The organism is Psychromonas sp. CD1 (genome assembly GCF_002239585.1).
Lineage (GTDB): Bacteria > Pseudomonadota > Gammaproteobacteria > Enterobacterales > Psychromonadaceae > Psychromonas.
This window is the reverse complement of sequence record NZ_NDFH01000003.1, coordinates 40151-56903: the sequence shown is the minus strand read 5'-3', so window position 1 is coordinate 56903 and position 16753 is coordinate 40151. Positions and strand designations below refer to the sequence as shown.

Sequence of the window (16753 nt, the reverse complement as noted above, 5' to 3'; positions counted from 1 at the left end):
GCATGACTAGATTTTAAATGAACATATCACGAAACGTTTTTAGCCTTTTTTTCTGAAGCTAGAAGCTCTTCATTTAATATCATTTCAACATAACCTGGTGAATGTGTTTTTCCTGATAATAAACGGTACATTGCAGGGATGACTAATAAGGTGACTAATGTTGAGAAAGCCATTCCAAAAAAAACAACCGAGCCGACAGCGATGCGACTTTCTGCCCCAGCTCCCGTAGATAATATTAGCGGAATAGATCCCGCTAACGTTGTAAATGCGGTCATGAGAATAGGACGTAAGCGCCGAATTGAGGCTTCAATAATTGCCTGCTCTAGAGCAAGGCCCCTATCGCGTAATTGATTGGCAAACTCCACGATTAAAATACCATTTTTTGTCACCATACCTATCAACATGATCATGCCAATTTGACTATATATATTAAACCCCTGACCCATTATAATTAAGCCCAAAATACCACCGAAAATACCCATAGGAACAGTAAACATCACAACTAAAGGATTAATAAAGCTTTCAAATTGCGCAGCAAGCACTAAATAAGCAACCAATAGTGCCAAAGAAAAGATAATCAATATGCTACTTTGGTTATCTTTATAGTCTTTTGATTCGCCACTATAATCAATAGTGATATCTTTAGGTAATAAAGTAATCGCTTGTTTATCTAAAAAATCTAAAGCTTCTCCTAACGTTGCCCCTTCTACAAGATTGCCACTTAACGTTATCGATTTTTGTTTCTTATAATGAGAAAGGCGATTTGCAGAGGCCACTTCTTCTACGCGAGCTAAAGTATCAAGCGTTATTAACTCTCCCGATGCACTGCGTAAATAAATTTGACTTAAATCGGCCTCATTATTAAAGCTATTTTCATCACCACGTAAATAAACATCGTACTCTTCACCACGTTCAATATAACTAGTTTCGCTCGTCCCCCCTAACATTATCTCCAATGTATTTGATATTTCACTAACACTAATACCTAGTTCGGCAGCGCGATCTTTATCAACATTAACTAATAATTCTGGTGTTTTTTCAGTGTAATCGAGATCTAAACCTTCAATTAAGCCACTTTTATCCGCTAAAGATTGTAACTTTTCCGCCCATTTTTGTAGCTCTGTATAATCGGTTCCGGATAGAACATATTGTACAGGGGAGCTAGATCCCCCTCTAAACCCAGGCATCATAGGGAAAATTTTAACATCGGGAATATTCGTCAGAGCATCTGACACGATTTTTAATGCTTGTTGTGCACTGTTCGTTCTGGTGCTCCAATCATTCAAAATAATGATAACGAATCCAGTTTGATCTCCCGAAGAGCCCCCAAAAGCAGGTGTTTGCGTACTAAATGATTTTATTGTTCCTTTACCTAATAACGGTCTTAAACGCTCGCTTATAATGTCCATATTAGCAACCATACGGTTATAGCTCGTTGCTTCTGCTCCTTTAATCATTGCAAATAATACACCGCGATCTTCTTGGGGAGCAAGCTCAGCAGGTACTTTGGATATCAAAAAATAACAACCGAGTAAGCAAGCGACAATAACCAAGGGAGCAAACGGTTTTAACCGCATAACTCGCGTTAAAACTCTTCGGTAAAAAGATTCTAACTTTATGAATAACTTATTACTTAGCACATTAAAACGATTTGGCTTTTCTTTACTGCGTAATATTTTACTACATAATACGGGCGTTAACGTTAATGCTATAAGCGCAGAAAAGAGAACCGAAGTCGCTAATAATACAGAAAATTCAGTAAATAATAACCCAACCATTCCATCCATAAATGAAATAGGTAAAAATACCATCACTAATACAAGTGTTGTCGCAATCACCGCAAAACCCACTTCACGCGTGCCTTTATAAGCGGCCTCTAATGGTTTTTCACCTTTTTCAATGTGATGAAATATATTTTCAACGACCACAATTGCATCATCAACCACTAATCCAATGGCTAAAATTAGCGCCATCAAAGTAATCAGGTTAATTGAATACCCCATATAATTTGCAACAATAAAAGATGAAATCAAAGAGACTGGAACCGTAATAGCAGGAATAATCGTTGCTTTCACTTGTCCTATAAAAATATATAAAATAAGGATAACAAGCCCCGCAGTCATCCACAGTGTGCTATATACTTCTTGGATCGATTGATCAATAAATACTGTTGCATCATAATCAACGACAAGTTCAGTACCCTTAGGTAAAAACTTTTGAATTTTACGCACTTCTGCATGTACTGCTTGGGCAACATCTAATGGATTAGCGTCTGATTGTGCAATAACACCAAGACTGACATTAATGACACCATTACTTTTGTAAGATGAGTTTTCATTTTTAGCGCCAATATATACTTTAGCAACATCTTTTAAATAAATCGGCGATCCATCTTTTGCAATACGAATCACTAAATACTCAAAATCTGATACTGTCATATATAATCGCGCCGTACGTACTGACATAACCATCGTATCATTTCGCACTTCGCCAGCAGGGTTTTCTACATTTTCTTGTTGTAATGCAATGCGAACATCCCCCGTCGTCACCCCTCGCCCCGCCATCAAGTCGGGGAACAGTTTGACATACATAACTTTGTCTAAACCACCAGAAATATCAACGGCACTCACCCCAGATATTAAGCTAAAACGATCTTCTAAAACGCGCCGCGCATAATCAGTTAATTGCGTTCTGTCCATACTATTAGATGTTAAATTAAGATATAAAGACGCTTCACCACTGCCATTATCTTTAGATACTATCGGTGAATCGGCCTCATCTGGTAGCGAATCTTGTACTTGTGCAACAACATCACGAATATCACTAATGCCCTCGGTAACATCCCAGCCCAATTTAAAGGTGATAGTTATTCTAGACATTCCGTTACGTGTGACAGAAGTAAGATCATCAATACCGCTTATTCCGGTAATATTATCTTCAATAATAGAGGTTACCTGACTTTCCATAATAGAGGCAGAAGCACCCTCATAACGCGTCATAATCGTAACGGTAGGGCTTTCAATATCAGGCATTTCACGAATGCTTAGTTTATTAAAGGAAATGCTTCCAAAAATACATAAAAGTAAGCTCAGTACAATTGCTGCAACAGGTCGTTTAACCGAAGTATCGGAAAGCCACATTATAAAATAACCGCTTTATTTTTTACATCTACGTTTGTCGTTAAATCTTTGATGACAAGTCCCTCTCGCATATTAACAACACCTTTAACAACAATTTTATCCCCGATATTAATGCCACTTTTGATAACGACGTTATCTTTTATTCGAGCGCCTAAGATCACCTCTTGACGATGTACTTTATTTTTTTTGTCCACCACATAAACAAACCTTTTGGTACTCAGATACTCTAATGCTTGCATCGGAATAATCATTTCCCGCAGAACAGGGAAAACAATTTCAGCGGACATCAACATACCTGGTTTTAATTTATTATCTGGATTATTAAATTCAACGCGGACACGTAGATTCAAGCTATCGGCATTGATACGCGGATCAATGGCAATTATATTTCCTGAAAAAACTTGATTAGGCCAAGCTTCCGAAGTGGCTAATATGTTTAATCCCGTGACTAATTGAGCTAAATAACGTTCTGGTATTTTAAGATCTAAATGCATAATAGAAAGTGCATCTAAAGTGAGTAATTCACTACCCGCTGAAACAATTTTACCTTGACTAAAATCTATTAAACCGATGGTGCCTGAAAATGGTGCACGAATATAATAAAATCTAACATCAGCTTTTGCACTTTTTAAGCGTGCAAAAGCAATATCGGCCTGCGCGGCCTGTCCATCCATCTGCGTTTGAGTCACCGCATATTTTTTAACCAAAATAGCATATTCTTTTAATTTTCTATTTTCATCTTTAAAATAAGCTTGCGCTTCTAGTAACGCAGCTTGTACTTTCATATCATCGATAGTCAATAATAGATCGTCTTTTTTTACTTCTTGACCCGCAGAGACTAATATTTTACTTACCTTTCCCATCACTTCTGAAGCAATATTGACAAAGTTTTCGGCTTGAAGTTTTCCAATTAATGTCAGCGTTGGCGATATTTCATGAATATTAACACGCTCAGTGTAAACAGAAATAGGGTTAGATGATGTGGGAGGCATTACCTTTGCCATACACAATCACGTTTTATTATCTGTCGCTAATAATACAATAATGCATCCCTGTTCATTCTATGTAGAAACTCTAACACAGACAAATAATACATACGAAAATAACCTGACGTTGCTGTAATCAACGATGAATATATTCCAAAGCAACCCTCTGTAATATATGACTTATCAGCCAATCCCATACAGATTGGATTTTAAATAACATTAACATAATGCTTTTTTAAAAGGATAATAGATAAAAACAGTTTATAATATTTTTGGTATCGACACCAAATAACACGTTTAATTAAACACATAAAAAATATTTACTTATTGGAAAGAAAATGAATTATCTATTACCTTTTTTTACTGTTGTGATCTGGGGTGGCAATGCCATTATTAATAAAATGGCAGCCTCAGTAATCGAGCCGAGTGCGATGAGTTTTTATCGCTGGTTTTTTGCCTTTTTACTACTTACCCCTTTTTGTTTGCATGCAAGCATACGCCAGTGGTCAAATATAAAACCTAATTTAGCTAAAATTGCTTTTCTTGCATTGCTAGGCATGGTCTTAAATCAATCTCTTGGCTATTACGCTGGTCTGACGACAAGCGCATCAAACATGTCGATGATTATTTCTCTCGTACCTTTAATTACCATATTTTTAAGTGTCCCGTTGTTAGCAAAAAAACTATCACTAGTCACCATACTCGCAGCTTTAATTTCGATTATTGGCCTTGCTTATATGTTAGGTGAAGGAAATCTTCTGTATTTTTTCAACAACCCCCTTAACCAAGGTGATGCATTAATGTTAATCGCATCTGTTGTTTATGCAGCTTATTGTGTTTTACTAAAACGTTGGAAAATGGCGTTATCAAACTGGGTTTTTATCTACACTCAAGTCGTTTTCGCAGTGATTTTTTTAACTCCTCTTTGGCTTTCAAGTACACACCTAAGCCCTCCTGTCAGTGCACTACCTTTGATTGCTTATGCATCTATCTTAGCTTCTATTCTTGCCCCTTGGTTATGGGTAAAGTCTATTCAATTAATTGGTGCAGATAATAGCGCGATGTTCATGAATTTATTGCCTGTAATAACAATATCACTCGCAGTAACACTACTGTCTGAAAACTTATACGATTATCATATTATAGGGGGAATGCTTGTCATTACAGGGGTTATTATCGCTCAAATTCCTTGGCCTAAATTTAGTCGGTTGAACTTTAGAAAAACATAAAATACTTTAATGCACTGTGGCACATCCACCCTGTTGCTACAGTGCTCAGTATTAACTTAGACTCATTCTAATCCTTGCTTTTTTTACCTCAAAGAAAACACTGCTATTTATCATCCCAATTCAGATACATATCATCTAAAATTATATGAGTGAATTGCAACAAAAAACATGTGCTTATTTATATCTCTTTATACTCAAAAAACATACTACACACTTAAAAAACCAACAGTAAATGTGCAATTATCGACCATAACACATTATAAATCAATTCCATTTAATGATTTTTATAATTTATTTTGTGAGTTGCTTCAAAGATTATTAATTCCTATTACGTATACTCCGCTCTCAATATTGAATTCGTCTCTATATAAAATAGGAAAAACATCATATGAGTGGCAATATTATAAAAGCTTCAAGAAACACGAAAAATGCACCTAAAAGCTCTATCTCTACACAAACTGTCGCTTTTTCTCATTACAATAATATTTCAGCGCAATTACCTATCGACCCAAAAACGGGTAAAATTGTAACAGGTGGGATTAAAGGACAAGTACAACAATGTTTAACAAATATTAAGGCAATTATTGAGAGCATTGATCATGTTATGGACGATGTAGTTAAAATTACTATATTCCTTAGCAATATCTCTGATATTGATGCGGTAAACGAAGTCTATAAAACATTCTTCCAAAACTACCTGCCTACACGAACAACTGTTGCTGTTGCGGCTTTACCGATGAAAGGTGCTTTAGTACAAATTGAAGCGCTTATTTCAAATGGCGAAGGTACGACTCCACAAGAAGCTTGTGCTCTTATAAAAAATGCAAGAAACACTGACAATGCACTTAAATGCGCTATTTCGACTCAGACCGTCGCATTTTCTCATTACAATAATCTTTCATCTCAATTACCTATCGATCCAAAAACAGGTAAACTTGTAACGGGTGGTGTTATAGAGCAGGCTAAACAATGCTTAAATAACATTAAAGCAATATTAGAAAGTATCGACCATGTTATGGATCATGTCGTTAAAACAACTATTTTTCTTACAAACATCTCTGATGTTGAAACTGTAAACGAAGTTTGTGCGACTTTCTTCCCAAGTAATGCTCCTACACGTACAACCATTAACGTTGTCGCTTTACCGATGGATGCTTTGGTACAAATTGATACTGTTATTGCCCATGGGGATGGTACACCTCCTCAACTTCCAGAAGATACACGCTTACTGATAATTGAAGCAAGCAATACTGAAAATGCACCAAAAGTTTCATTCTCACATACCATTGCTTTTTCTCACTACAATCATATTTCAGGCCAATTACCTTTAAATCCAAAAACGAATAAAATGATCGAGGGTGGTGCAAAAGAGCAAACTGAGCAATGTCTTAAAAATATCAAAGCGATTATTGAAAGTGTTGATCACGTTATGGATGATATCGTTAAAATCAATGTTCAACTTAAAAATATCACAGACATGGATGCCATGACCGAAGTTTACACTACATTCTTCAATGGCGATCTTCCAGCAATAACAATCATTGGCGTTGCTAGTATGCCAATGAATGCTTTAGTGCAAATTGACGCAGTCGTTTCTAACTGTGAAGGTACTCCAGCATAATTGATATTAAATAATGATAATTTTAATTTAAACACCAAAATCAAATTTATTTAATCTCGAGATTAAGGTAAGAATCTACAAAAACTCTAGATTCTTACCTATTTTAATAAAAATAGACGCTTAATACCTTTGTAATATATCAATACTTCTGGATTTTACTGCGCTAATAAGCGGTATTTCTAATCGGCAGTAAACTACAGCACATCACAATTTCCCACACAGATGATTTCATTAATAACAAAACAAATATAAAGAGGAAATTAGCGTTATTGCACGCCTCTTTTTTACTCTGTTACCGAAATAGATGCCAAGCTAAAAATCCTTTGTTACACTATCACTTCACTATTGAGGAATGATAATGCCTAAAAAAACACCGACGACTACATTACACGAAGAATATCAACGTTGCCCTAACGCCAACCTATGGCGACGTATGGCTGCTTTTGTTTATGATTTATTCGCCATTGGCGCCATTTTAATGCTGGCAACAGGTATTGCGATTCTCTTAATCATCATTTTAACGAAAGTAGGGATTATTGATATTACCCCCTATCAAGATATTGCCGACTACTTAGCACACAATAGTTTTTTTGCCTTCTATTTAGGTTTAGTTATCGTTACTTTTTATAGTTATTTTTGGACACATGCAGGGCAAACTCTGGGCATGAAAGCATGGCGCTTACGCGTACAAAATAATAATGGTCAGAATATTACACAAATGCAATCATTTATCCGCATGGCAACTTCTGCTTTTGGATTAGGTAATTTAATGGCTATTTTTCCTAATAAGAATGCCTTTCAAGATCTTTGGGCAGAATGTAAAGTAGTGGTATTAAGCAAGAAACTTAACAATAGAAAAATTTAAATAAATACATATTAGAAATAAAAGCAATACAAAATTACACTTTAGGTCTGAATTAATACTTCCGACTTAGCATCTAAAAAGTTTACAGTGTTTGCTATCCTACCCTCGAGATACAAAATAAAAGCTTTAATTCCAACAACATTTTCTTTAAGTGTCTATCCTATTCATACTCTAATACTCAGGATTAAAGTGATTATTAGTACATATCCAACTCTGTTAACAGAAGTTATAACGTCTGATATACGATCGACAAGAACGACTAACTCATTATTCAACCACATTTTAATGATTCTAGAAATTCTTTTTATTTTAATAAAGTGTTTTGGGAATTTATTTGAGCTAATTATGATTATTGAAATATCTTATTCCTAAAGTACTTCTTTATATAAGAAGCACTTCTTTTTGCCTATTAATTTATCAAAGAAGGGAAATATGAATAATTTTTTAAAAACATTAATAATTTTAACTCTATTAAGTAGCTCTATGTCATGGGCTAAGCCAAATATAGTCATTCTTGCAACGGGAGGAACCATTGCAGCATCTGGAGAATCTTCAACAAGTAGCGCTTACTCTTCGGGTGTTGCAACCGTTGATGAATTAATCAATGCAGTGCCAGCTATTAATAAAATAGCGAATATACAAGGTGAACAAATATCAAATATAGGCTCTCAAGCAATCAATGACAAAATATGGCTCAAATTAGCAAACCGAGTTAATACCCTGCTAAAAAAAGATAGTGTTGATGGTGTTGTAATAACACATGGCACTGACACACTAGAATCAACCGCTTATTTTTTAAATTTAACCGTTAGAAATAATAAACCTATCGTTGTTGTGGGAGCGATGCGATCTGGATCGTCATTAAGTGCCGATGGTCCTTTAAATATTTATAACGCAGTGAGTGTTGCCATTAATAAGAATTCTTTCAATAAAGGCGTCCTTGTCGTTATGAACGATGAAATTCATAGTGCACGCGAAGTCGCTAAAATGAATACTTCGTTGGTCAATGCCTTTGCATCGCCAAATACAGGGAGGATAGGAACGGTATACTATGGGAAAGTAAATTATTATACGCAATCCACAAAAAGAAATACCATAAATTCTGAGTTTAATATTGAAAATATCACCTCCTTACCTAGAGTTGATATCATTTATGCTCACGCACAAGACACAGACATATTTGTGAAAGCTGCCGTTAATGCAGGTGCAAAAGGCATCATACATGCGGGTATGGGAAATGGAAATATTTATCCTCTAACCTTAAAAGCATTAGCCAAAGCAAGTAAAAATGGCGTCATTATTGCCAGGACATCTCGAGTGGGTTCTGGTCGTACAAATCTACATGAAGAAGTCAATGATACAAAATATGGATTTATTGTAACTGATAACTTAAACCCACAAAAAGCAAGAATATTACTAATGTTAGGCTTGACTAAAACAAACAATAAAGAAAAATTGCAACAAATGTTTTTTGAATATTAAACAAAAGATATGCTCGATATATACTGTTTATTAAGGTTGTCGTTATAATATTTATTTCGACAACCTTAACTTTTCACGACAATAATCAAATATAGTCGCAGAAATAAGACTCTGTATTATCACACCTAACGTTAAAATATTAACTTTGCCGTCTTAAAAGATACATAGCAAGACATAAAACTAATATGCTAGGTAATAGCGCTCCGAGTAATGGTGATATACCAAAAACTAAACTTGCAGGACCAAATAATTCACCTGAGACGTGAAAAGCAAAGCCACTTGCAATACCCAAGATTAAGCGAGTACCCATGGTAACCGTGCGTAATCCTCCAAAAATAAACGAGACCGAAAGTAACATCATCACCACGACAGTAAAAGGTAGCACCGCTTTACGCCACAAGATAAGTAGATAACGGTTTGCGTCTTGTTTATTATGCTCCAAATAAGTAATGTAATTATAAATATCACGCATCGACATTTTACTTGGATCGCTTAATATAACATTCAATTTCTTAGGTGTAAGATCCGTATTCCAAATAGACTGATCTTTATGCTCAACTCTAATTTTTTCTTTAGAGAACCAAGTCCATGTACTATTTTCAAGTAACCACTCTTTATTTTTATACGAGACTTTATTCGCTAATACAGCATGATCAAGTTGCATTTCGGAGTCAAAAAAATACAATCTAACATTAAATAACTCCGACTGACTATTCATGCGTCCAATACTAATAAATGCATCGCCATTTTTTACCCAAACACCATATTTATTACTGACACCACTTGCGCCACTACGTGCTAAATCTCGCATTGAATATGCTTCTTTATCTGTTACGGGTGCAACAAATTCAGCTAAGAGCATAACGGCAATAACCATAGGAACAGCGGTTTTTAACACGGCACCAGCAATGCGAACTTTCGATATCCCAGCGGCTTGCATTACGATGAGTTCACTACTCCCGGCTAAGCTTCCTAGTCCAATTAACGCGCCGATTAAAGCCGCCATAGGAAAAAACTCTGTCATTTCAACCGGCATTTTTAAAAGAACAAAATACGCAGCAGAAAGCACATCATAAGAGCCTTGACCAACGCTTCTCATCTGCTCAACAAATTTAATGATGCCACTTAAGCCTAATAAAACAAATAAAGTTAAAAGCGTTGCTGCAAATACTGTTTTTCCAATGTAACGATCTAAAATACCCATTATGAATTCCGTTATTTTTTAATATATTTAGTTTTTCTTACAAATTTACCTAAACTTCTTAGATGTAAAAAGATCCCCCCGAGTAAGAAAACTATTTGTACTACCCAAATACTCAACACCGGTAATGTTTCTTCTTCGATTAAACTTTTTGAAGTGCTAAGACATAAAAAATAAGTAAGATAAAGCGCTAACGCCGGCAAAAGTTTAGCATAACGTCCTTGCCTTGGATTTACTTTAGCTAACGGAACCGCCATAAATGTTAATAATAAAATAGATAATGGAATGGCAATTCGCCACTGTAATTCAGCTCGTGCTTTTGCATCCGTTTGGCTTAGTAAACTCAGCGTTGGCAACGCGCTCACACCACGCGTTCGTTGCCGAATTTCTCGATTCGCAATATGCACTTCATAACTTGAGAAATGGCCAAGATCAAACTCATAATCACCAACATTTCCAGAGTAACTTTGCCCATCATTTAGCGTTAGCCAGGTACCATCCTCTTTCTCCTGCACACTTCCATGCAAAGCAGTTAATACAGAAGGGGCTTTATTCTTACCGCTTGGCCAATAAGAGGCAAATATTTTCTCTAATTTTTGTCCTTTATGATATTTTTCCACATAAATAACTCCTCCATTTTCAGAAGATTTATGAAAACGCCCCTCTATTAACGTTGCCACTCCTGCGTCCGATTCTGCTTGTTCAATAACAGAAACCATTTCATCTTCTGCATGTGGCGCTAAATATAAACTATTAAAAGAAGCGAATATAAAGGTAAAAAACGATAATAATAATGTTGCCTTTAAAACACTGTTAGGGCTATAACCACATGACGTCATGGCAACCATTTCACTTTCGCTGTGCAATCGACCATGAGCAAATAATATTGCCAAATAAAAACTTATCGGCAACATTAACGTCCCTAATGTTGGCAAATTAAGGTATAACAAAGTCATCACTAAATCCGGTGCAATCACACCATTGATAGCTTGCTCTAAAATTCTTATGAATTTTTGGCTGACAAAAATAAGAAGTAAAACAAAAAGAATGCCAAACTGGCTTTTAAATGTTTCCAGCATTAAGTAACGACGAAGTATCACCTAGCTCTCCAGTATAAAATAAGATCTTATGAAAAAGGGTAAAGTAGTGAATTAAGAAACTAATTACGGTAACATAACTGTTTTCATTTTTTAATTACACAGAACGCTATAATAACTACATTTTAATTAGAATAGCATCGTTAATCTCAATATAATCAGCTCACTCAAGGATAAACATGGATTTTTTCATCAAAAGTGGCTCACCAGAAAAACAACGCTGTGCTTGTGTTGTTGTTGGTGTTTATGAAATGCGCCGTTTATCCTGCGCCGCAAAGCAACTTGATAAAGTCAGCGATGGTTATTTGAGCACTTTACTGCACCAAGGTAATATTGAGGGAAAAATAGGCCAAATTCTTTTTTTACAACAAATTAAAGGCGTACTGAGTAAACGAGTCTTATTAATCGGGTGCGGAAAAGAGCATGAGCTTAATGAAGCATCCTACCAAGAGATCATAAAAAAAACAATCCAAACACTTAATGAGAATGGAACATTAGAAGCAATTTGCTTTTTATCTGAGTTACCTATTAAAGAAAGAAATAATTATTGGGCTATTCGGCAAGGTATTGAAAAAACAAAAGATACATTGTATGTTTTTGATAAGTTTAAAAACAAAAAAAATCATAAAAAACAAATATTACGTAAACTGACATTTATAATAACCGACCGCTCGCAACTAAAAATGGCCAATTTAGCAGTTGCGCATGGCAATGCTATATCTTTAGGCATTAAAACCTGTAAAGATCTTGCTAATCTACCTGCAAATATTTGTACACCGCTTTATTTAGCCGAGCAAGCACAACAACTAGCAAACCAATATCCTAAAATCAATACAACCATTTTAAACAATCAAGCATTAAAAGAACTAAAAATGTACAGCTACTTAGCCGTTGCACAAGGGTCAATCAATTCGGCTTATCTTGCTTTAATACATTATGAAGGTACTAATAAAACCCAAAAACCAATTGTTTTAATTGGTAAAGGTATCACCTTTGATTCTGGTGGTCTGTCCTTAAAAAGAAGCTCAGCAATGCTTGGGATGAAATATGATATGGCAGGTGCAGCGGCAGTTTTGGGGACATTACAAGCCATTGCTTCATTAAATTTACCCATTAATGTTATTGGAATATTAGCCTGCGCCGAAAACATGCCAGCGAGTAATGCTTACCGTCCTGGTGATATTTTAACAACCATGTCTGGCCAAACAGTTGAAGTTTTAGACACTGATGCTGAAGGCCGTTTAGTTTTATGTGACGTATTAACTTATGCTGAGCGTTTTAAACCTGATTGTGTTATTGATATTGCCACTCTCACAGGGGCTTGCATTAGCGCATTAGGACATAATATCAGCGCATTATTAACGCCACATGATGGACTCGCGCATCAATTATTAAAAGCATCAAAACAAGCGGTAGATAAGGCATGGCAATTACCCATGGATGATGAATACCAAAAGTTACTAGAAAGCTCTTGCGCAGATATGACTAACTTAGGTGGTAATGCAGCGGGAACTATCACCGCTGCTTGCTTCTTATCTCGTTTCACCGCAAAATATACATGGGCACATTTAGACATAGCCGGCACAGCTTGCTCTCCAAACGACCCGAGTAATGGGGCAACTGGGCGCCCTGTTGCCCTACTAACACAATTTTTAATTAACCGTAGTGATTACCAGCCATGAGCCAAGTGACCTTTTATATTTTAAATGAAAATCAACAAGATAATGTCTCTGCGCAAATAATCCAAGCTTGTAATTTGGTCGCGTTCTATTATCAAAAACAAACTAAAGTATTTATTTATACAGAAAATCAAGAAGATGCTTTTCTTGTAGATGAATATTTATGGCAATTTGATGGAGATAGTTTCGTTGCACACAATTTAATGGGCGAAGGCCCTCGTTTTGGTAGCCCTGTCGAAATTAGCTGGATGCCCACAACACAAGTTCGCCCTGTATTAATAAACTTAAGTTTACAAGCACCTGAGTTTGCAAATAATTTTCAACAGATCATTGATTTTGTTCCCTTTGAGGAAACGTTAAAGATGGCTGCTCGCAAACGTTACAGCACCTATAAAAAATTAGGTCATACTCTTTCAACAATACATGTAGAAAGTCTAAATTCAATCAATAAAATAGAAGATAAGTGATGGAAAAAACATATAACCCAAGTGCTATTGAGCAAAAAAACTATCAAAACTGGGAGAAAAAAGGATACTTTAAGCCACATGGAGATACCTCCAAAGAAAGTTTTTGTATTATGATCCCCCCTCCTAATGTAACAGGTAGTTTACACATGGGTCATGCTTTCCAAGATACGATTATGGATACTATTATCCGTTACCAACGTATGCAAGGTAAAAATACACTCTGGCAACACGGAACAGATCATGCAGGCATTGCAACTCAAATGGTTGTGGAGCGTAAATTATTTGCAGAAACAGGACAAACACGCCAAGAATTAGGCCGAGAAACTTTTATTAATAAGATTTGGGAATGGAAAGAAGAATCTGGCGGCACGATTTGCAAACAGATGCGCCGTTTAGGCACGTCAGTTGATTGGGATAGAGAACGTTTCACCATGGATGATGGCCTATCTAAAGCGGTTAAAAAAGTATTTGTAGATTTATATAATGATGATCTTATTTACCGCGGTAAACGCTTAGTGAACTGGGATCCAAAACTACATACTGCCATTTCCGATCTTGAAGTAGAAAGTAAAGATGAACAAGGTTTTATGTGGTATTTTCGTTATCCACTCGCCGATAATGCAACTACATTAGAGGGGAAAAACTATATTGTTGTGGCCACAACTCGTCCAGAGACAATGCTGGGAGATACAGGTGTTGCGGTTAATGCTGAGGATCCTCGTTACAAGCATCTTATTGGGAAAAACATCGTTTTACCCTTCACGCAACGATTGATCCCAATCATCGCTGATGAACATGCTGATATGGAAAAAGGTACTGGTTGCGTTAAAATCACCCCTGCTCATGATTTTAACGATTATGAAGTTGGTAAACGCAATAAATTACCGATGCTCAATATATTAACCTTTGATGCCCGGATTGCTAAAGAAGCCACCGTTTTTGATAGTAATGGTGAAGTAAGTGACGTTTATAGCGCAGCTTTACCGATTCAGTTTCAAGGCTTAACCCGTGAAGATGCTCGTAAATTAGTCGTTAGCGAGTTAGATGCTTTAGGTTTACTTGAAGATATCAAAGCACATGCTCTCACTATTCCTTATGGCGATCGCAGTGCCGTGATTATTGAACCAATGCTTACCGACCAATGGTATGTTCGTGTTGCACCCTTAGCAGAAACAGCCACACAAGCCGTTGAAAATGGAGACATAAAGTTTGTCCCTCAACAATATGAAAACCTTTATAAATCATGGATGACCGATATTAAAGATTGGTGTATTTCACGTCAACTTTGGTGGGGGCATCGCATTCCCGCTTGGTATGATGAAAATGGGAAAGTATATGTTGGCCATAATGAAGAACAAATACGTAAAGACAACCAATTAGATACCACTGTCAAATTAACTCAAGATGAAGATGTATTAGATACGTGGTTTTCTTCGGGTTTATGGACTTTCTCAACATTAGGCTGGCCTGAAAAAACACTAGATCTTAAAACGTTCCATTCCACCGATGTATTAGTGACAGGTTTTGATATTATCTTTTTCTGGGTCGCACGTATGATAATGATGACGATGCACTTTATGAAAGATGAAAATGGCAAGCCACAAGTCCCCTTTAAAACCATTTATATGACCGGACTTATCCGTGATGAAAATGGCGATAAGATGTCTAAATCAAAAGGTAATGTACTTGATCCGCTAGATATGATTGATGGTATAGATTTAGAAAGTTTAGTCACAAAACGCTGTGGTAACATGATGCAACCACAATTAGCTAAAAAAATAGAAAAACAAACCCGCAAAGCCTTTGCCGGTGGTATTGAAGCACATGGCACCGATGCATTACGTTTTACTTTAGCGGCAATGGCATCAACGGGCCGAGATATTAACTGGGATATGAATCGCCTTGAAGGTTACCGTAACTTCTGTAATAAATTTTGGAATGCTAGCCGTTACGTTATTATGAGTTGCACTGATATGCCTTGCGCTTTTAATCACGATGCAGATAATAAGCAACAACTGAGTCTCGCAGATCGTTGGATCCAAGGACAATTACAAACAACAATCAAAGAATACCGCCATGCATTAGATACTTTTCGCTTTGATATAGCGGCTAATATTTTATATGAATTTATCTGGCATCAATTCTGTGGTTGGTATTTAGAGCTGACTAAACCGGTATTATTTAAAGGCAATGAAGCAGAACAACGAGGCACACGCCATACTTTGATTTCGGTACTTGAAACTTTACTACGTTTAGCACATCCTATCATGCCATTTATGACCGAAGAGATATGGCAACGTTTAAAAGAGCTAACAGGTCAAGGAGGCGATACTATTATGCTTGAGGCATTCCCTGAAGTGAATGCAAATCTCGTTGATAAGCAAGCTGTTGAAGATCTTGAATGGCTGAAAAAAGTCATTGTTGCCATTCGTAATATTCGCGGTGAAATGGATATCAGCCCGAAAATACCACTTAATTTATTGGTTAAGAATGCAAATAAAGATGACGCACGTCGTTTCACTGAAAATGCAGACTTCCTGAGTGCTCTTGCAAAACTTGAAAGCGTCACAATGCTCAAAAATGATGAAAAAAATCCTATTTGCGCAACAGCGTTAGTCGGCAACCTAGAATTATTAATACCTATGGCAGGTTTAATTGATAGTAAAGCTGAACTGACACGTTTAAATAAAAAACTTGAAAAGACGAGTAAAGATCTCGCTAAAATATCAGGTAAACTAAACAATGCACGTTTTGTAAGTAATGCACCACAAGCGGTCATTGACAAAGAACGAGGAAAACTAGCAGAGCTACAAAGTACCTGTGAAAAATTAGAACAACAAATAAATACAATAAAAGCTCTATAATAATAAAAGCCCATTTTATTTTACATCTAATATGGGCTTTTATTTTTTAGACTTAATCTACTTTTATATGTGACGATTTATATCAGATATTAAATCTTCGACTCAATATAAATAGCAAATAT

At 36.1% G+C, this 16753-nt stretch carries 11 protein-coding genes; 7 read left to right on the top strand and 4 right to left on the bottom strand.

Annotated elements, in window-relative coordinates; translation table 11 throughout:
• Positions 1–26: 26 nt before the first annotated feature.
• Positions 27–3140 (bottom strand): multidrug efflux RND transporter permease subunit, encoded by a 3114-nt coding sequence (locus tag B8W84_RS01645; protein WP_094751602.1) that lies wholly within the window; start codon positions 3138–3140, stop codon positions 27–29.
• Positions 3140–4144 (bottom strand): efflux RND transporter periplasmic adaptor subunit, encoded by a 1005-nt coding sequence (locus B8W84_RS01640; protein WP_094751601.1) that lies wholly within the window; start codon positions 4142–4144, stop codon positions 3140–3142. Before B8W84_RS01640 ends, B8W84_RS01645 begins: the two co-directional genes overlap by 1 nt.
• A gap of 320 nt (positions 4145–4464) precedes the next feature.
• Between B8W84_RS01640 and B8W84_RS01635 the strand changes: the two genes are divergently transcribed.
• From B8W84_RS01635 to B8W84_RS01620, 4 genes are all read left to right on the top strand, one after another.
• The gene (locus B8W84_RS01635) at positions 4465–5355 is read left to right on the top strand and encodes a DMT family transporter (protein WP_094751600.1); all 891 of its coding nucleotides are present in this window, start codon (positions 4465–4467) and stop codon (positions 5353–5355) included.
• Between the two features lie 388 nt (positions 5356–5743).
• Entirely contained in the window at positions 5744–6976 is a 1233-nt protein-coding gene (locus B8W84_RS01630; protein WP_094751599.1) for a RidA family protein, read from the top strand.
• Positions 6977–7334: 358 nt separating this feature from the next.
• Complete coding sequence (locus tag B8W84_RS01625) at positions 7335–7841, top strand: RDD family protein (protein WP_094751598.1); 507 nt, start codon at positions 7335–7337, stop codon at positions 7839–7841.
• A gap of 432 nt (positions 7842–8273) precedes the next feature.
• A complete protein-coding gene (locus tag B8W84_RS01620) occupies positions 8274–9323 on the top strand; it encodes a type II asparaginase (RefSeq protein ID WP_094751597.1) in 1050 nt (349 codons plus the stop codon).
• A gap of 139 nt (positions 9324–9462) precedes the next feature.
• Here the strand turns inward: B8W84_RS01620 and lptG are convergent, their stop codons facing one another.
• Both lptG and lptF read right to left on the bottom strand, forming a co-directional pair.
• A complete protein-coding gene (gene lptG, locus B8W84_RS01615) occupies positions 9463–10527 on the bottom strand; it encodes an LPS export ABC transporter permease LptG (protein WP_094751596.1) in 1065 nt (354 codons plus the stop codon).
• Positions 10528–10538: 11 nt separating this feature from the next.
• Positions 10539–11624, bottom strand: coding sequence for an LPS export ABC transporter permease LptF (gene lptF, locus B8W84_RS01610; RefSeq protein WP_094751595.1), 1086 nt, complete (start codon positions 11622–11624; stop codon positions 10539–10541).
• A 176-nt stretch (positions 11625–11800) separates the two neighbouring features.
• Between lptF and B8W84_RS01605 the strand changes: the two genes are divergently transcribed.
• The 3 genes from B8W84_RS01605 to B8W84_RS01595 are packed head-to-tail and all read left to right on the top strand — an operon-like array spanning position 11801 to position 16631.
• Positions 11801–13303, top strand: a complete 1503-nt coding sequence (locus B8W84_RS01605) for a leucyl aminopeptidase (protein WP_094751594.1) — start codon at positions 11801–11803, stop codon at positions 13301–13303.
• Positions 13300–13767 (top strand): DNA polymerase III subunit chi, encoded by a 468-nt coding sequence (locus tag B8W84_RS01600; protein ID WP_094751593.1) that lies wholly within the window; start codon positions 13300–13302, stop codon positions 13765–13767. Before B8W84_RS01605 ends, B8W84_RS01600 begins: the two co-directional genes overlap by 4 nt.
• Positions 13767–16631, top strand: a complete 2865-nt coding sequence (locus tag B8W84_RS01595; RefSeq protein ID WP_094751592.1) for a valine--tRNA ligase — start codon at positions 13767–13769, stop codon at positions 16629–16631. The genes B8W84_RS01600 and B8W84_RS01595 overlap by 1 nt, the downstream gene beginning before the upstream one ends.
• Positions 16632–16753 lie beyond the last annotated feature (122 nt).